At 51.6% G+C, this 17,924-nt stretch carries 19 protein-coding genes; 15 read left to right on the top strand and 4 right to left on the bottom strand.

Annotated features, from left to right (window positions below; genetic code table 11):
• Positions 1-89 precede the first annotated feature (89 nt).
• Entirely contained in the window at positions 90-281 is a 192-nt protein-coding gene (locus tag CHH75_RS13930; protein ID WP_095263714.1) for a hypothetical protein, read from the top strand.
• A 56-nt stretch (positions 282-337) separates the two neighbouring features.
• Here the strand turns inward: CHH75_RS13930 and CHH75_RS13925 are convergent, their stop codons facing one another.
• Positions 338-1,630, bottom strand: a complete 1,293-nt coding sequence (locus tag CHH75_RS13925; RefSeq protein ID WP_095263769.1) for an MFS transporter — start codon at positions 1,628-1,630, stop codon at positions 338-340.
• A 358-nt stretch (positions 1,631-1,988) separates the two neighbouring features.
• Here CHH75_RS13925 and CHH75_RS13920 point away from each other — a divergent pair, with 358 nt between their 5' ends.
• The 3 genes from CHH75_RS13920 to CHH75_RS13910 all read left to right on the top strand — a co-directional run bounded on the left by CHH75_RS13920 (position 1,989) and on the right by CHH75_RS13910 (position 3,661).
• Positions 1,989-2,585 carry a YdeI/OmpD-associated family protein gene (locus CHH75_RS13920; protein ID WP_095398484.1) on the top strand — a complete coding sequence of 199 codons (597 nt, stop codon included), beginning with the start codon at positions 1,989-1,991 and terminating at the stop codon, positions 2,583-2,585.
• 101 nt (positions 2,586-2,686) lie between these two features.
• Positions 2,687-3,256 carry a TetR/AcrR family transcriptional regulator gene (locus CHH75_RS13915; RefSeq protein ID WP_095263770.1) on the top strand — a complete coding sequence of 190 codons (570 nt, stop codon included), beginning with the start codon at positions 2,687-2,689 and terminating at the stop codon, positions 3,254-3,256.
• Positions 3,257-3,361: 105 nt separating this feature from the next.
• Positions 3,362-3,661 carry an SDR family NAD(P)-dependent oxidoreductase gene (locus tag CHH75_RS13910; protein WP_095263716.1) on the top strand — a complete coding sequence of 100 codons (300 nt, stop codon included), beginning with the start codon at positions 3,362-3,364 and terminating at the stop codon, positions 3,659-3,661.
• Between the two features lie 128 nt (positions 3,662-3,789).
• Here the strand turns inward: CHH75_RS13910 and CHH75_RS13905 are convergent, their stop codons facing one another.
• Complete coding sequence (locus CHH75_RS13905) at positions 3,790-4,275, bottom strand: carboxymuconolactone decarboxylase family protein (protein WP_095263717.1); 486 nt, start codon at positions 4,273-4,275, stop codon at positions 3,790-3,792.
• 211 nt (positions 4,276-4,486) lie between these two features.
• Here CHH75_RS13905 and CHH75_RS13900 point away from each other — a divergent pair, with 211 nt between their 5' ends.
• From CHH75_RS13900 to CHH75_RS13885, 4 genes are all read left to right on the top strand, one after another.
• Positions 4,487-5,383 carry a sigma-70 family RNA polymerase sigma factor gene (locus CHH75_RS13900; RefSeq protein ID WP_095398519.1) on the top strand — a complete coding sequence of 299 codons (897 nt, stop codon included), beginning with the start codon at positions 4,487-4,489 and terminating at the stop codon, positions 5,381-5,383.
• A 123-nt stretch (positions 5,384-5,506) separates the two neighbouring features.
• Complete coding sequence (locus CHH75_RS13895; protein ID WP_095398483.1) at positions 5,507-6,175, top strand: hypothetical protein; 669 nt, start codon at positions 5,507-5,509, stop codon at positions 6,173-6,175.
• 431 nt (positions 6,176-6,606) lie between these two features.
• Complete coding sequence (locus CHH75_RS13890) at positions 6,607-7,005, top strand: RidA family protein (RefSeq protein WP_095263719.1); 399 nt, start codon at positions 6,607-6,609, stop codon at positions 7,003-7,005.
• A gap of 637 nt (positions 7,006-7,642) precedes the next feature.
• The gene (locus tag CHH75_RS13885) at positions 7,643-8,041 is read left to right on the top strand and encodes a hypothetical protein (RefSeq protein WP_176475571.1); all 399 of its coding nucleotides are present in this window, start codon (positions 7,643-7,645) and stop codon (positions 8,039-8,041) included.
• 505 nt (positions 8,042-8,546) lie between these two features.
• On the opposite strand, the gene CHH75_RS13880 is transcribed toward CHH75_RS13885, so the two are convergent.
• Both CHH75_RS13880 and CHH75_RS13875 read right to left on the bottom strand, forming a co-directional pair.
• A complete protein-coding gene (locus CHH75_RS13880) occupies positions 8,547-9,746 on the bottom strand; it encodes an Acg family FMN-binding oxidoreductase (RefSeq protein ID WP_095398481.1) in 1,200 nt (399 codons plus the stop codon).
• Positions 9,747-9,774: 28 nt separating this feature from the next.
• Positions 9,775-10,356, bottom strand: coding sequence for a TetR/AcrR family transcriptional regulator (locus CHH75_RS13875; protein WP_095398480.1), 582 nt, complete (start codon positions 10,354-10,356; stop codon positions 9,775-9,777).
• Between the two features lie 414 nt (positions 10,357-10,770).
• On the opposite strand from CHH75_RS13875, the gene CHH75_RS13870 reads away from it, so the two are divergent.
• The 7 genes from CHH75_RS13870 (at position 10,771) to CHH75_RS13840 (ending at position 17,918) form a co-directional block, all read left to right on the top strand.
• The gene (locus tag CHH75_RS13870; protein WP_196426412.1) at positions 10,771-11,691 is read left to right on the top strand and encodes a phosphatidylinositol-specific phospholipase C; all 921 of its coding nucleotides are present in this window, start codon (positions 10,771-10,773) and stop codon (positions 11,689-11,691) included.
• Positions 11,692-11,898: 207 nt separating this feature from the next.
• Entirely contained in the window at positions 11,899-12,921 is a 1,023-nt protein-coding gene (locus tag CHH75_RS13865; RefSeq protein ID WP_155617855.1) for a LacI family DNA-binding transcriptional regulator, read from the top strand.
• A 348-nt stretch (positions 12,922-13,269) separates the two neighbouring features.
• Positions 13,270-13,752, top strand: coding sequence for a hypothetical protein (locus CHH75_RS13860; RefSeq protein ID WP_095398478.1), 483 nt, complete (start codon positions 13,270-13,272; stop codon positions 13,750-13,752).
• Positions 13,733-14,755: a CehA/McbA family metallohydrolase gene (locus CHH75_RS13855; protein ID WP_095398477.1), complete on the top strand. Its 1,023-nt coding sequence runs from the start codon at positions 13,733-13,735 to the stop codon at positions 14,753-14,755. Before CHH75_RS13860 ends, CHH75_RS13855 begins: the two co-directional genes overlap by 20 nt.
• A gap of 115 nt (positions 14,756-14,870) precedes the next feature.
• Positions 14,871-15,578, top strand: a complete 708-nt coding sequence (locus CHH75_RS13850) for a glycerophosphodiester phosphodiesterase (protein ID WP_095263727.1) — start codon at positions 14,871-14,873, stop codon at positions 15,576-15,578.
• Positions 15,562-16,947, top strand: a complete 1,386-nt coding sequence (locus tag CHH75_RS13845) for an MATE family efflux transporter (protein ID WP_095398476.1) — start codon at positions 15,562-15,564, stop codon at positions 16,945-16,947. The genes CHH75_RS13850 and CHH75_RS13845 overlap by 17 nt, the downstream gene beginning before the upstream one ends.
• Positions 16,948-17,018: 71 nt before the next feature.
• Positions 17,019-17,918 (top strand): carbohydrate ABC transporter permease, encoded by a 900-nt coding sequence (locus CHH75_RS13840; RefSeq protein WP_095263729.1) that lies wholly within the window; start codon positions 17,019-17,021, stop codon positions 17,916-17,918.
• Positions 17,919-17,924 lie beyond the last annotated feature (6 nt).

The following is a 17,924-nucleotide window of genomic DNA, read 5'->3' as shown; positions in this document are numbered from 1 at the left end:
CGCTGCACAGGGAGAGGAACAGGGAGGGCAGGCTTGATCCTTGCTCTCCCCTTGTTACCTAATGAACAGAGCCATCCCAGGACGGGATCATGGAGGATAACCTTCATGATCCGAACGTCTCGCGGATGGCTCTGTTCCTGTTGTCATTCGTGGACCGCCGGCGCAGTCCGTTTCAGCGTTGCAGCCGAGCGGAGCCTGATCAGGAGATCGGCGGTTCTTCCACAGGCACCTTGCCGATTATGCAGGGAGGGGAGAGGCTGTCCGCCGCTTCAGGGGCATGAAAAAAGCCGGCACCGATAGAGCATCGACGCCAGCTTTGTATAATAGCGAGTATGAATCAGAGGCTTTTTTCCAGCGTGTTGTCGAGATCCGCAGTCGCACTACGCGCTGCTGTCCAAGGAACAAACATCAGCACGACAAGCCCGATCGCGAACAGTACAATCAAGCTTGCTACGCCAAAGGCGGAGCTTCCGGTCAGTTGTGTGATCACACCGACAAGGAATGGGCCGGATACAGCGGCAAATCTGCCGAAGATGGTGTAGAAGCCGAAGAATTCATTGGATTTTTCCTTAGGTACAATGTGGGCGAAGTAAGAGCGGCTGAGTGCTTGAATACCGCCTTGGGATGTCGCCACAAGCATCGCCAATATCCAGAAGTCTGCAATCGTCTTCAAGAACATGGCATACACGCATACGATCATGTAAATGACAATGCCGGTATACAGCATCTTTTTGACGCCGAATCGGTTGGCCAGCTTCCCGTATACGATCGAGAATGGGGCTGCCACAATCTGTACGGCCAATAGCGCAATGATCAGGTCTGTCGCACTTAACCCCAAATCGGTACCGTAGGCGGTGGACATGGAGATAATGGTGCCCACGCCGTCAATGTAAAAGAAATAGGCGATCAAAAACAGGAAGATAGTCCGGTATTGCCGGATCTCCTTAAAGGTCTGCGCAAGGCGCTTGAAGCTGTTGACAACAACTCTCGGTTCACGCTGAACCCCGTATTGCTGCTTGACGTTTCTTAGCATCGGGATCGTGAAGGCGAGCCACCAGATGGCAGTAATCAGGAAGGTCGTCCGGCTTGCTGCCGACGTGGACAGCGGAATGATCCCCATCTGGGCTGTGAGGATAATGGCAATACATACGATGAACGGAATCGTACTGCCGATATAGCCTAGCGCATAACCTCTGGCAGACAGCTCATCCAGTCGGTCCCTCGAGGTGACGTCCACGATGTAGGCATCGTAGAATACGTTGGCTCCGCGCGCGCCCAGGGTTGTGAGCGTATAAAAGATCAATAAGAGAAGCCAGTTGTCATCCGGGACAAAAAACAGAGCAAGCGTTGAAATGACACCGATGACAAAAAAGAAGGTGAAAAACTTGTCCTTCATGCCTTTGTAATCGGCAATGGTGCCAAGGATCGGTCCGAGCAGCGCCAGGATAAAGGTGGCGATTGAAATGGTGTAGCCCAGATAGGCGGTCGAGTTGGCGCCCAGGACGCCAGCGTTGTCAGCCACTTCCTTGTAATAGATCGGGAAGATAGCGGTCACGATAATGAGAAAATAAGCTGAATCGGCCCAGTCATACATCATCCAGCTTTTTTCCGCTTTGGTGAATTTGCTCACGGTATACTCCTCCTTTTGATCCGGATGATGCAACATTCGGTTGGGCGCCTCCCGGTATGATAAACCAACCCGTGAATCTTGTTTATTCTATGTATTACTTCTTGCGAATAGGAGACGTCTTCACCGATTATGCAAAATCCTTACTAGTAGTCTACGTTAGACTATAGAAGAAGTATAGATAGGCTGGATAAATTTTACTCCGTCTTTACATATATTTACACGTGGTTTACATGAACGCCGGCAGAGGGCGGCACAGGGATTCTTTGGCTTTCCAGGGTACGATTCTTTACTTTTCACTGATCCGTGATTAATAATGAGAGCATATCGCAAGATTAATGGAGAAGCGGGGGGTTACGGGATGACTTATCATGAAGCGAATCCGAAGGTAGATGAATTTCTGGGGAAAGCTGACAAGTGGATATTTGAAATGGAGAAACTGAGAATGATCCTGCTTGATTGTCCATTGGACGAGGAATTGAAGTGGGGGAAGCCTTGCTACACATCTCAGGGCAAAAATATATGCATTATCCAGCCGTTTAAAGCGTATGTTGCGCTGATGTTTTTTAAAGGCGCGTTGCTGCCTGACCCGCACGGAGTCCTGATTCAGATGACAGAGAACGTGCAGGCGGCGCGTCAGATTCGGTTTACGGGGGTTCAGGAAATTACCGAGGCTGAAGGGATGCTGAAAGCGTTCGTTCATGCCGCTCTCGAGGTCGAGAAAGCTGGGACAGCCGTGCCTGCGGCCAAGGACAAGCCGCTGGTCATCCCGGAAGAATTACAGCAGAAATTCGCCGACATGCCAGCTTTGCAGACGGCTTTTGAAGCCTTGACGCCGGGGCGTCAAAGAGCGTACGTGCTTTATTTTAACGGGGCGAAGCAAGCCAAAACTAGGGTGTCGCGCATCGAGAAATATGTGCCGCATATTCTGGATGGCAAAGGAATGAATGACAACTGAACATCATAAGACGTGCTCTTGAGGCTGGGGCCGACAGCACTCCATCAGGAATGGAGTTGCTTGCATTGACATTAAATGAATGATCATTTACTGTTGTGGATATGAGACATAGAGATGATAATAAAGTAGAGGCAATATTTGATGCTACGATCCAATTGGTGAGTGAGATCGGGTTCGCTGACATTTCAATTTCGAAAATCGCCAAGCAGGCCAATGTGTCGGCTGCAACCATTTATATTTATCATGAGAACAAGGAGGATTTGTTGCTTAACACGTACCTGAAGGTAAAAGGCAAGTTAAGCGAGAAGATGTTCGAAGGGCTGCATGAGAAGAAGGCCGTCCGGGAGCGCTTTGAGTCGATTATTCATAACTACGTTGATTTTATACAAAGCAACACAGCGTACTTTTTGTTCCTGGAGCAAATGATTCATTCCCCGTTTCCGCAGAAATGGTGTTTGGACACGACAGGGATGTTCGAGCCGATCTATAACATGCTTGAAGAAGGCAAGCAGCAAGGGCTGTTCAAGCAAGCGGATGTTCGGATGCTGATCGTATATTCGATCATGCCGGTGGTGGAACTTGCGAAGGAGCATGTCAAGAACGGAACGCAGTTCGACCAGCAGCAATTGCAAGCAGCGATTGATATGAGCTGGGATGCGATAAAGGTATAATCCAAATGGAAATGACGAGAAAGGGGAGATGTGATGGCCGTTATCGAGCCCATTTTTTTGATGTACAATAAATGAACATTCATTAATCGAAAGAGAGTTCATCCCATGACGAATCCAAAAATATGGTTTATTACAGACAGTTCCCGGGGATTTGGCCGCGCCTTGACTGAAGCAGCCTTGCGCAAAGGAGATGTTGTCATTGCCACGGCCCGCAACCCGAAGTCACTCGCCGGTCTGGTCGAGACGTACAGAGATCGCATTTACCCCCTTGCTCTGGATGTCAGCGATGAGTCGGCCGTATCTCAAGCGGTTGAAGAGGCGAAGAGCCGGTACGGATGTCTTGATGTGGTCGTGAACAATGCCGGGTATGGCGATATCGCTGTCCGCACGGGCATGCTTCTGTAATGCGAAAGAAGCCTGCAGGCATTGCTCTATGGGAGCGTATGCTGCAGGCTTTTTGGGGTTTGGTGGGTTCGTACATCGAATGATGAACAGCAGGAGAGAAATCGAACGCTGCTCCCTGCTTGAATTGCTTATTGACCGGGCTTGCTTGTATCCGCACTCACGGCCAGCTGTCCGGTCGCCACATTGAGCCGGTTATACAGGTTGACGGTGGCAAGCCCGGCGATCAGCGTGGCCAGCGCTTGCTGCCCGAAATGTGCTGCCGCCTCGTCATAGATATCGTCCGGCACCGGATGTGCCCGGTCTTCAATCCGGGTAATGGCTTCGCATAGCGCGAGAGCCGCTCGCTCGGCTTCATTGAATAGCTGCGTATCGCGCCACGCGGCGGCTGCGAGCACGCGCTCTGTCGTTTCCCCCGCTGACAGTGCGTTGCGGGCATGAAGCTGTACGCATACGCTGTCCCCATTAATCTGGCTGGCGCGCAAGTAGCACAGGAACAGGAGTCCCTTCGGAACACCGGTCTGTGCCGCAGACGAAAACAGCGCATTTCCTAACATTTGCAAGGCTTGGCCCATATCGGGCACAATGGCAGCAGGATTGTCCATTCTGGATGACATCAACATACACTCCTTCTCGTGATTTAGGTGTAAACCCGTTATTCGGTCCTACAATACGATGACGGATCACGGTCTGGAAGTGTGACAAACACTCGGGCCTAGTGCCGATGAATAGATCATGCAGGGAGGATGTCACATAAATTGAGTGGCGGTCGTCAATAAAGATAGAGGGATTGCTGTACTGTCCGAAAGAGAAGAAGGGGGAAGCAAGATGAATGATCAGGCAGGGTTGGCAGCGGTATTCGAAGCACACCGGGCGCATCTTCATGGCGTGGCGTACCGTATGCTTGGTTCTCTGAGCGAAGCGGAGGATGCGGTTCAGGAAGCATGGCTGCGTCTGAGCCGCAGCGATGTGAATCATATTCACAATATCGGGGGATGGCTCACTACCGTCGTATCGCGGATCTGCTTGGATATGCTGCGGGCTCGCAAGACGAGGAAAGAGGAGTCGCTTGAGGAGCATCCGCCGGAGGCGCTTGCAGCCGTTTCGTATGCCGATCCGGAACAGGAAGCTGTCCTCGCCGATTCCGTAGGCGTTGCCATGTTGGTCGTGCTGGACCGTTTGAAGCCGGCGGAACGAATCAGTTTGATTCTCCATGACGTGTTTGGAATGCCATTTCACGAGATCGCTTCGATTATTGGTAAATCAGACGACGCAGCAAGGCAGTTAACGAGCCGGGCACGACGCCGGATCCGCGGAGCGGAGGAGGTTCTGGATACCAGCGTGGCAGCTCAGCGTGATGTGGTGCGGGCTTTTCTGGCAGCAGCGCATGCAGGAGATCTCCATCAGCTGATTGCTGCTCTGGATCCGGATGTGGTTCTGCGGGACGACCGGGAAGACGGAACGCCGAGAGTGTTCCGCGGTGCATCGGCGCTGGCCAAGAAGGTAGCCGGACGTGCGCAGAAATCAGCTCAGCTTGCCTGGGTGGACGGCAGCGTGGGCATCGTGGCGGCCCCTGGCGGCAACTTGCTCTACGTGTTGAAGTTCACAGTGAAGTGCGGGATCATTACCGAAGTGGAATTGATCTCGAACCCAGAGCGGCTTCATACGATCGATTTGGGTGTATTGGATTATGATGGTCATTCCCCAAGCGCTGATGATCACTAAACCGTGACGAGAAAGCGGAAATAGTGAATGAAATAACCGATTGACATAACTAATCACATTAGTTATATTACTAATTAGATTAGTTTAAATACTAATTATATTAGTTTTCGGGGAGAGGGATTTATGGAAAAGCGCATTCGGTTAGCCTCTGTCAGTTTAGTCATTGCCGGGATTCTGTTTGTTCTCTATCCTGCAATCCGTCCGTTTTCTGATGAGACATCGTTGGTGGGCGCGGCAGCCTTTGCTTCTCCGGCCTGGATCGTATCCCATGTGCTCGCGATTGTGGCCTTCTCGTTACTGGGTGCAGGGCTGCTGGGACTTTATTTACTTCTACAGAACGGGTCTTGCGGGCGTCTTGCCCTTCGCAGTATCGTGGTCACCTGGCTCGGAATCGGGTTGACGCTGCCCTTTTATGGTGCTGAGGTATTCGGTTTACATGCGCTTGGAAAGCGTGCTCTCGCAGAGCAAAGTGCCGAATGGATCGCCCTGGCGGATGACATTCGTTATGGCTCCGGGTTTCTCATGATTCTTGCGGGGCTGATGCTGATCGGCATCGGTTCCATTCTGGTGGTTATGGTCATATGGAAATCCGGTGCTTTACCGAAATGGGCTGGTGTGCTCTTCACGATGGGATTCCTGCTGTATCTTCCTCAATTTCTGGGAACCCAGCCGCTGCGAGTGGCTCACGGGGTGCTGGTAGCCGCCGGGTGTATGGGCATTGCGGCCGGATTATGGAGGCTAAGGGGAAGAGGAAAAGTTCAGGAGCCATCGGAGGAGCTTTCTATGCACTAAATCTCATCCGAACGTACCTTTTGGAACGTACCTGAAGTGAACTTGCGTACTTATACTAGGATAGATGTTTTCTATACTGAAAGGCCACTCGGATTGAAATGCATAACTGCCTTGAACCCAAGCGCGCAAGCGTACGTACACTTTCTTGAGGCCTGTAAGACACGAAAAGGCTGCAAGCAAGATCTCATAGGACATAGGTGAAATGGCTTGAGCAGGTGTGGTAGACTGGGATTATGATGTTATCAAATCCGTCCGTGAACAAGAAAGGAGTATCCATCTGATGAAGAAAAGATCGCTCATGGCTTTATCTGCGGGTTATGGATACTCTACTGCTGTTTTCTTCTAGACAAATCGCTCCAAGGGTGAAGTGTGTCCAAAAAGCGGTTTACTGGAGAACACAGCAGAATTTTCTGTAGACGGGGGAACTAACAATGAATAATGATAAAATTACAAGAACCAATCCAGTCAGCATGCCGAAACCGGTAGGGAAATACACCCATATTACAAAAATTCCAAGAAATGCGGAATGGTTTGTGACATCCGGCCAGATCGGCATCGATCCCAACGGGCAGTTCCCTGAGAACATGAATGAACAGATCGGGCTGACCTTTGCCAACATCCACAACGTATTGGCAGCAGAAGGATTATGTTCAGATCATATTATTAAAGTGAACATTTGGGCAATTGAGCCGATTGATTGGAATTACCTCTATTCCGAGTGGGAACGATTCTTCAATGATGAGTACCCTGCGATGACGGTAGCCTATGTTACGGCTTTGGGGCTGCCGGAAATCAAGATAGAAATCGAAATATGGGCTGCTAAAGTTTAATTTCATACACACTTCATCCGAACATGGAACCTTTATTATCTAGGTTCCATGTTTTCTTGTCCCCATCCACACTATATTCACGTTCGGATACCGCCGTTATGTTCTCTGCTACGCTGATATTAGACAGCTGTGGGAGCGAGCGAATGCAAGCGCTGCTTGACGCTAACCTACCCAGTCTCTTGTCCTGTCCTCACATCCTTAATGCTTTAACAATTCCGAAATCGCTGTAATTAGTCGATCCAATTCAGGGATACGCCCGAGCTCTTTGTATGAGATTATAATCATTAATACAGCCTTGCTGGTACTATTCACTGTAGTACTGTTATGGCGTGAGCAGTAGAGAACTTAGTAACTTAATAAGGTTTTGGCAACCTCCAGCAAAGAATAGAGCCTTGAAATGGCCAAAAAGCTATATAAAATGCAACTTCAGTTACAAAAAAGGCGTTTTACAAGGCGAGGGAGGAAGCGTGCAGATCAACTCTGAAGTATGTAACTGCATTAATAGAAGTCAATAGTAAGTCGGTAGGAAGTATTTATTATTTACATTACCTATTAAGATGCTTAAAATTGGGGTTAAACCCTCATTTTGGATTTTGATAAGAATAACAAGGGACTCTGCCCCCTTGACTTCAACGAGGTGATTACTATTAAAACAAGCAGAATTTTAAATGTTCTCCTTATTATTTTCTTCACCTGCACGCTGGCCGCTTGTTCTAGGGGGAAAGAAGATGCCGTCCGTGACATGGTTTCGCCTCAGCAAAAATCCTACAATATTTATGTCTTTTGGGATGGGCGTCAATCAGATTATTCCGAACTTATCGAAGAAATGCTGAATGTCATAAATTCAGAAGCTATTCTTGAATCGTTACCCATTCATAATATGTCTTTTATTAGTCTGGATGACCAAACTCAAAAATATGACTATAAGAAACTATTTGCCATTGAACAGTCGCCCACTATTATTGTATTAGATCATGAAGGAATAGTGCTACAGACCAATGATCCTAATGATATTTACGATATTCCAAAGAATTAAAAGTCGTGCACGGTTGTTAAAGCCAGTTCGTCTAAGCTGTTATCAGTACTCAGGTACAGTGCAGTATGACCGTTTGCAGAGCGGTCTTTTTTGATTGATATTTTCTACGGGTTAGTTGACATGGTCAAGTCTCTCCGAGGCTCAAGTGAACCATCCGCTCTTGGTGAAATTGCGGGACGCTGCTTTTTCAATCGCTCCTTCGCAGCTGCTTCATAAACGGCTTCAGTTTTTGTATGATGTCGACTTTGATGTGTGATTGGAATGCAGGAAATGAGTTTATGTATAACCCGTCATGGAATGGCTTTCCTGGCAGCATATTTTGACTACAAAAAGCATGAATTCGGGGGGATCTCGAGTTCATGCTTTTTTGGCATCTGGCAAACGATCCTGTCAGCCCGGATCGGAGTTCATCCCATTCCGTTCCGCAGCGACATAACGAGGAATGATGATTTCATGATGTAGGTGCTCGCGGAGAAATATGCATTGTCCTTCGCGCCTGCCCGGATCATTGCAGCTGCACTTCCTCCGCCGCTCGGCGCGGGCTCGGGATCGCTTGTTCCCGCGCATAGACGATGCGAAACAGAAACACATGCTCGCCGCGGCCAGCTAGCCGCTGAAGGGCGCTGCCAAAGAGCGGCTCCAGTCCAAGCTGCTGTTCCCGGTCCTGACGCTCATTCGCTTGATTCAAAGGATGGAGAGCAAGTCCCTTGCTGGTAGCCCAAAGGTGAACCCGCTGCCACAAGCGGCCCGCTTCCAGCAATTGCGTTCTGGACCTGGCGGAGACAACGATGCTGCCGAAGGCGGCGGCTGTTGGAATATGCGTGTCTTTTGTCATGCTGAGCCAGTAATCATTCGAAGACGCCTCGGAGATGGGGAGGAGCTTTCCAAGTGCCCGGACGAAGGCGGGGTTGCCTGTGGCGTCCAGCGTTGTCCCGTCCTTGAAGCGATGAATGTCCTCCCTGGTATGACGATACCAGCGATGACTATCGTGAGCCTGAACCGAGTCCTGTATGATCGCTTCCGTTGCTTGAATAATCAGTGCACCGACGTGCTTCTTCGATTGATCGTCCGCATGCCATACCAGATCTGCATTCGGATTATCCCGGCTCAGCAGGCTCATGTCCCGCAGCAGTTGCTCTGGTATTGGCTGCTTGGTATCATAAGCGCCGCGATGGGTATGCCGCTTCGTCATCATCCGGAACAAGGGCGAAACTTCCGGAATTCGATCTGACAGCGTAATATCAGCAACCTTGATACGGTCAAACTCCCCTTCATGCAATTGCACCTTCGGCTCATAACCGAACGCTTTAGCAGCCAGACACAGATTCTCAATCGCACAGCCCAGGCTGATGTTCATTTCCCGATAGAAGGGGTCCATGGCACCGATATTTCGGGACAGGTCAGCGAATAACTCGATTCGGTTATCTTGTACACGGAACAGCCACGGTTGGGTGTTATGCGCATTGGCGGCCAATATAGCGTATTGTACCAATTTGACAGGATCCTTCTCTGCAAGGTCCGGTTCAAACGCTACATCGACATTCCAGGGAACATAAGCGGGTCCCCGGGCCGTAGAGAATACCCCTTGATCCACAGCCCGGTATAGTCCTCCTCCTGCGAGCAGCACCAATGCAGCCCCTGATGCCTTGAGAAAATTCCTTCTTGACATGTTCTTATGCGGTTGATCCGATTTCGTAGGCTCCACAATCCATCCTCCAGTATATGATTATTGTCTACTTCACGAGATACGGGTCGAGTATTGCCCAGATCAGGCCGACGCCATTGGTAAAACTGGCCTCATCGACAGGCTGACCGTTCATTTCGAGAAAGGACAGCCAATTGTTCGCAATGATCCAGCAGGCGATCAGCAGTTTCTGCAGCTGCTCGGAATCAGCTTCGATCCGCAGCACGCCATCCGTGATAAATCTTCGTATAAACGCTTCCTGCTCCACCAGTCGGGTGTTCATCATCTCCGTATGCAGGAGTCTTAAAGCTTCATCTGCCTGAAACAATGACAGTGCCTCCCGGTAAAAAAATCGATACCGCCACAAAATGTCGAAGTTCATCAGCAGCTTCTGCCCCAGATGCTGCTGGGTCAGTGTGACATGTTCGGGGAGCGACCATACCTCATTCCATTCCTCATACATGTCCAGCAGAATCGCTTGGATGATCTCGGACTTGTTCTTGAAATGATAATAGAGATTGCCTGGGCTCATCGAAGCGGCAGCGGCGATATGATTGGTCGATACTTTGCCGATCCCTTGATCATTAAATAACTGAACCGCAGTTTGCACAATTCGTGATTTGGTGTTCAATCACACATCACCTCTGTTTTAGAGTAATTACTCTAAATATAGAGGGTCACCGATTTTATGTCAACTCAAGTGATGATGCCTCAACGAAAAAATCTGCAAAATCATAAAATGTCACGCAAGATTTTACGAAAACAATGCCAATGATTAACACAGCAAAAATATCTTCTTAATTCTTAATTAACAATCGATTGATAGGCTAATTGACGAGATGTCTATACCTTTCCTTCACAGGGGTCTTGTATGGATAGATACATAGGCTTTTGCCCCGCGCGGCTTTTGTGCTGCCATCCTAGGTTTCATCATGTCCCGAGTTGTATGGATGACTTCTCGTTGTATGAATGACCTGCTCGATGTTACTCAAGCTGGCGCCGCTTGATTGACATAAAACTATGAAAAGGCAAGGTGATACCCGTGTTGAAGAAAGCGATTCTGCGTGTAACCGTCCTCATGCTGTTTGTAACGTCTGTAGCCGGCACTTTCTTTGCTTCCGATGCCTCCGCGTCATACAACAGTTCCAACTGGATGGGATCCATCAGCGACAACACTTCCCTGTCGAGCCTCTCGATTCCGGGAACCCATGACTCCGGTGCATTGTACGAGCCGATTTACGGTACAGCCAAGAACCAGGATCTCACCATTGCAGAGCAGCTGTCCGTCGGTGTGCGTTACTTAGACATCCGTACGAGACACTATAAGGATGCATTCACCATTCATCATGGTGCGGTGTACCAGAATCAGAATTTCGACGATGTTCTGAACGCGGTCATCTCGTTCCTGAACAACAACCCGACAGAGACGGTTATCATGAGTGTGAAAGAAGAGCATACCGCCGCTGATAACACGCGCTCCTATGAGGACACGTTCAACTGGTATGTAAGCAAAAACCCGGACAAATGGCTGATGACGAATCACGTCCCAACGCTTGGCGAAGCGAGAGGTAAGATTGTGCTGGTGCGCAGATTCCAGGCTGCCCAGCTTCCGAAAGGCATCGACGCCACATCTTGGCAGGACAACACAACCTTCACGATTCAGAACGCTGCCAATCTGAAAATCCAGGATTATTACAAAGTGTCGGATCGCAACAAAAAGTGGAACGACATTCAGAACATGTATCATGAAGCCAATTCGTCCAACCCGTCATGGCTGTACATCAACTTCACCAGCGGTTATAACCCGGGCTTGTTCGGCATCCCGAACATTCGCACGATTGCCAATGACATCAACCCGAAAGTCAATCAGTTCTTCAGCACCAACACCCACGGCCGCTTCGGCATCACCGTGATGGACTTTATTACAGGCGATCATGCCTCGAAAATTATCTCTACCAACTTCTAATCGGCAACGCGGCAAGGAATGGGGGGGACGGTGAATGCTTTCACCGTCTCCTTCTTTTTTTTGTGTGCCAGCTGAAGCCAGGCTTCTGTGTGTTTAGCGCAATGTGGAGGATCGGCACCGGTGCTGTCGCTGCATCCGGAGAGGTTGACGTGAGGATGGGCGTTGTCATATCGTAGAAGACAAGCACGATACTGGGTAAGGGGTGGCATGGTGGGAGCTAGCATTAAAGATGTTGCGCGCAGGGCCGGGGTGTCGGTCACCAGCGTTTCCAGAGTGTTGAATGGCGAGAAGTATGTAAGCCAGGAGCTGCTTGATAAGGTGAACCGGGCGATCGAAGAGCTGAATTATACGCCGAGCCATATCGCACGCAGCCTGAAGATGCAGAAGACGAATACAATCGGCATTATCGTGCCGGATCTGACGAGTCAATTTTGCTCAACGATATTGAGCAGCATTGAGGAAACCGCGAGCGCACAAGGATATAACCTGCTCGTTGGCAACATTGCAGAAAGCATGGAGAAAGAGCTGCGTTACCTGCGTGTTTTTCAAAATATGAGGGTGGACGGCATCATCGTCATGCATCAGAAATTCAATCAGGATATCCTCGAGTTTTTTGAACATGCTTCAATGCCGATTCTGTTCTCCAGTGTGAAAGGTCCGTCTTCATCCTACTTATCGGTGCTGATCGACGACTATCAGGCGGCATTCGATGCGACGGAGCATCTCATTTCCTCAGGCCATGAGAAGATTGCCTTTATCGGCGGCGACCTGGCGGACATTACGTCCGGGTTCAGCCGTTACAACGGTTACGCGGAAGCGATGAAGAAGCACGGCATCGAGCCGGACCCACGTTTTGTGAAATTCGGGGACTACAAGCTCCCTTCGGGCCGGAGGCTGATGAAGGAGATGCTCGGCGAGGACGAATGGCCGACGGTCGTGTTTGCCGCCAGTGACGATATGGCTGTCGGAGCGCTGAATTGCGCACTGGACCACGGGCTGAAGGTGCCGGAAGATATGTCGATTATGGGCTTTGACGGAAGCTTGATTACCGAGGTCGTGCGTCCGGCAATGACGTCGATGCAGCAGCCGGTGGAGGAGCTTGGGAAGAAGTCGGTGGAATATATGCATCACATGATCGTTAATCCCGAATTTACATTTGATTCGGATATTATTTTGCAGCATCGTCTCGTTGAGCGTGAGAGCTGCCGCCCAAGGCTGGCACACGCGTGAAACGAACAGCAGGAGCTGGGAACAGGCTTATCAAACGATAAGCCTGTTTTTTTATGCTCGCGGCCGCTGCAAGCAAGCGGCAATCCAGCTTTTCCGCCTATGCAGTAAGAACTCAATTCCTCTCATGGCGATGGCGCTATCATCATTTGACAAAATCAGACGTAATTCTCCACGAAATTTATATAACGCCGAGGAAAAACGGTAATAGATTTTACAAATGTCCTCTAAAATACGAAGTATCATTCTTCTGGTAACGATACCATACCGCAACACAGGAGACAGAGAAGCAAGACATCAGCATGGATAACCAAAGCGAAAATCCATGAAGCAAAAGGTGGTCGAAAACTTATGGACGATCTGTTGATTGTGGAGGGAAACGTAACTCCGCTTAGCTCCAAGACACATATTACCTATCAATTTCATATCGATGAGCCTGCCGCCTGCCTGGACATTGCTTTTGCCTACAGCCCGAAGGCGCTCGAGGATCGGGAAGCTTCGCGGCGGATGATCCTGGAGGCCATCGACAAGTATGCGGAGCCGTCGATTTCTGAGCTCCAGAAGCAGCATTGGGAGCGATTCGTTCCCCTGCAAAATTTGCTGACGCTATCGCTCGATGATCCGTCCGGTTTTCGCGGCTCGGCTCATCGGCATCCCCCGGAGCAGCATCATCTCCTGACTGAGGAGCAGGCATCGCCCGGGTTCATTGCTGGGCCGCTGCCCAGCGGCATCTGGAAGCTTACGATCAGCATTCACTGCGTCGTGACGCCGGAGTGCCACTATCGACTCGTTGTGAGAAAGGGAGGGAATGCCGATGCCATGGGTACCATTTGAGCTGCATACCCATACACCGCATAGTGACGGAAGACATTCGCTGCTGGAGATGTGCAGGGAAGCGAAGAAGCTGGGTCTTGGAGGCATTGCGCTGACCGATCATAATACGCTGTCAGGCATGGCGGAAGCCAATGCGGCACAGGAGGAAACCGGGGTAGCGATCATTCCCGGGATGGAATGGACGACCTTTTACGGACATATGCTGACCCTCGGTGCCCCTTACTGCGAATGGAGAGATCTCGGACCGCGGGATATTCATAAAGGGATCCAGCGGGTGCATGAGGCCGGAGGAATCGTAGGGATCGCACACCCCTACAGCATGGGCAGTCCGATATGCACAGGCTGTCACTGGGAATATGAGATCCAGAATTGGAACGATATTGACTATGTTGAAGTGTGGCATGAGATGATGCCGCCGTACAAGCATCACAACATCCCGGCATTCCAGCAGTGGACAAGCCTGCTTAATGAAGGCTTCCGGATCACGGCCACCGCAGGGCGGGATTGGCATCACTCAGAGCATGCAGACGGCTGGTCAGCCTTCACCTATGTCGGTTTGGAGAAGGAAAGCGAACGCAGCCGGCCGGAATCGGTCGTGTCAGCCATTCGGCACGGACGCTGTATCGTGAGCATGGGACCCCTGCTGCATGTGGAAGCAGCGCACGGCGGGGCGACATACGGGATTGGCGATATCATCACGGTCTTAAGCCCGGAGACGGCCACGATCGAACTGCGTATTCAAGTAGAGTCATCGTCCGTGCCTGGCCGGACGGCGGATGAGATGCAAGTGACGAAGCTGATTGTGGAATCGAATGCAGGAGAGCTTGCGATTCTGCCAAGGACAGATCAGCAGGGCGCCGCGGAATGCAGCATCCCTGCGGCAGGGATTCGCTGGCTTAGAGTGAAGGCTGCGGGCATGCTGGCAGGCGGCCATGCAACACTCGCGTTCACGAACCCGGTATACATCCTGGCGGCTTCGAACGACGAGTTGAGGGAACCGTAAAAAGTGACGTGGAGGAAATGGACGGGGTACCAGCCTGGCAGAGCCGCAACATCGCCGCGTTCACGGACGGAATACCACCGGAGAAGCATGGAACAGAGAAGGGAGCTACAGAGAAATGAATCAATTCGATTGGATTGCCCATACCGGATGTGATGGCACGCCTTATAACTCGCTCGTCTCCTGCCAGGCAGGTTACGAGACCGGGGCCGATGTGCTGGAGGTCGACGTCCGGACTTCCCGAGACGGCATAGCGGTCCTATACCATGATGATCAGCCCGACGTCTCACAATATACATACGAGGAATGGACTGCGGCCGGTTATGAGCCGGTCGAGAAGCTGGAAACCATCCTCACCCCGTATCGAGGAAAGCCAGTTGCTTTCAACCTGGATCTCAAAACCGAGGAAGCCTATACAGCTGCAGCGGCCGTTGTTGATCGGCTGGATGTATGGAGCCAGGTGTACTTCACAGGCGTGACCGATCATTTGGCCAACGGCCCGCGCGCGAGGCATGTTATCTGGAATCTGCCGCCGATCCCGACGGACCTGGCGGATGACATCTATGAAGAGCGTATCCGGCAGTACTGCCAGCAGGCAGAGCAAGCAGGCTATGCCGGAATCAATGCGCAGTACGGCTCATGCCGGCCTGCCCTCGTGGCGCAAGCGCATCAGCTCGGATTGCGGGTGTGGCTCTATACGCTCCCGGCCGACGAGCCCCTGCTTCGCCATTATGCGGATATGGGCGTGGATGCGCTGTCCGTCACCGACCTGACCCCGGCAATGGAGCTGATGAAACGCGGGTCAACCGATGGCCACCGCTCGTAAATTGGCCGAGCCCGGCCAGCACTTCCTCGAGGAATCGCCGCGGTTCTCGCTGTTCCGGCTGGCCTGGCCGCTTCTGCTGAGCCAGTTCGTGCAGACGCTGATCGCTTCAATCGACACATTGATGTTAAGCGGTCATTCCGATCAAGCGGTTGCCGCTATCGGCACCGTGTCGCAGGTGATGACCGCGGCCCATCTGCTGTTCGGATTTATCATCGTGGGCGCGTCGATTCTGATCGCCCAGTACTCCGGGGCAGGCAGGGTGCAGGACGCAACGAGAATTGCTTCCATTGCGCTCGGAACGAACATGATGTTCGGGCTGCTGGTCGGGCTGTCACTATATACATTTGCGGGACCGGTGCTGGGCGCGATCCAGCTCCCTGCGGAGCTTATGGATGAAGGAAGAACATACTTGTCAATCATCAGCCTGGGGGCGTACGCAACCGCCTTCGTCATGACCTCGGAAATGATTCTGCGCATGAACGGCCTTGTCAAGCGGATGCTGCTCTTATCGGTCATCATGGTGGCGCTGAATACACTGGGCAACTATGTTGTGCTGTATGGCCCATGGGGCCTTCCCACTTACGGGGTGGCCGGGGTGGCGTGGGTCACGCATGCCAGCCGCCTGGTCGGCTCGGTGATCGCGGCGGTGTTCTTGATAAAAGGGCTGGAGGCCAAGCTTTCCCTTGCGGTCATGCTGCGTCCCTTCGGGCGAGATCTGAAGCAAATATTCCGGCTCGGCATTCCTTCGGCGGGAGAACACCTGTCCTATACGGCCTCCCAGGTGGTTGTCACGATGATGATTGCGGTGATCGGCACAACCGCTCTAACGACCAAGGTATATACCCAGACCTTGATGGGTTATGTGTTCCTGCTGTCAGAAGCGCTTGGCATGGCCGCTGCCATCCTGATCGGTCACCGCATTGGCGCCAAAGCCTATGATCAGGCCAGCCGGATGGGCATCCGGTACACGCTGCTTGCGGTTGCAGCCTCGGTGTTGATCAGCGGCACGCTGTACATCGCAGCCGTCCCGCTGCTGGGCCTGTTCACGGATGATCCGGACGTGCTTCGCATCGGGAAGATCCTGATGCTGATCGGCATCCTTCAGGAGGCTGGCAGAGCATGCAATGTCATGATGATCAGCGCGCTGAATGCGACAGGAGAGGTGCGGTACCCCGTCATCGTCGGCCTGATCATCATGTGGGGCTTCAGCATGCCGCTCACTTATGTGCTGACGATGACGCTCGGATGGGGCATTTATGGGGTATGGATCGTGTTCGTGATTGATGAGTGGGTCAGAGGCGCCTTCATGATCGCACGCTGGCGGTCGGGCAAATGGAAACGAATCAAGCTTGTCACATCGGAAGGATAAGTAATCCCTGTCGTTGTCGTTGATTCCACGAAAAGGAGGGAGGGCAGCGTAGTCGCTGTCCGGTCAACAATATGTCGCAGATTCGAACGAAACTATTCGGAAAATGGAGGGTCGCTTCACGAAGGGAGTCGCACGCCATATGGTATGTGTTCTTGCTTCCAACACTGCTGGGCATCTTGCTGTTTACGGTGTACCCGTTGATCGAATCGCTCCGGCTCAGCTTCACTAGAGGAGCGAACGAGCGGTTTGTCGGCACGCAGAACTATGCCGATGTGCTCGCCTCGGAAACGTTCTGGTATGCGGTGTACAACACGGTATACATCACGGTGTTCCAGCTGTTGATTGCGATTCCGATCGGCTTTCTGATCGCCTGCTTGATCAACAGCTTGCGCCGATCCTCCAATCTGTTCAAGGTGCTGTTCTACATCCCGAATGCGACCTCGATGGTCGCGGCAGCCACCGTATTCCTTGCTATTCTGCATCCGGACGGGCCGCTGAATTATGTCGCACAGCTGCTCGGGTTCGAGAAGGTCGTGTGGCTGTCCCAGCCGACCTCAGCCAAATGGGGCGCGATCATACTGTCCGTATGGCATTGGCTCGGCTTCGTCATCATTATTAATCTGGCGAACCTGCAAGCGATCCCGATTGAGTATTATGAGGCGTCTGCGATTGACGGCGCGACTCCCTTCCAACAGTGGTGGCGGATCACGGTGCCGAATATGGTTGGCAGTCTGACGATCCTGTTTGTACTTGGGTGGATTGGAGGGCTGCAGCGCTTCACGGACGCCTACATGCTTGGCGGACTGCAGGGAAGTCCGGCCCGATCGCTTCACACCGTGGTCGGATTCATATTCGAACGCGGCTTCGGCGGGAATGAATACGGGATTGCTTCAGCAGCCGCTTACATTCTGTTCGTATTCATCCTGATCTTCACCTATATCAATACCAAATTGCTGCGCATGAAAATTTAACAAGGA

The sequence above is a fragment of the Paenibacillus sp. 7541 genome (genome assembly GCF_002276395.1).
Classification (GTDB): Bacteria; Bacillota; Bacilli; order Paenibacillales; family Paenibacillaceae; genus Paenibacillus_AQ; species Paenibacillus_AQ campinasensis.
Note: the sequence above shows the minus strand (reverse complement) of the source record. Positions and strands in the feature narration are given on the sequence as shown.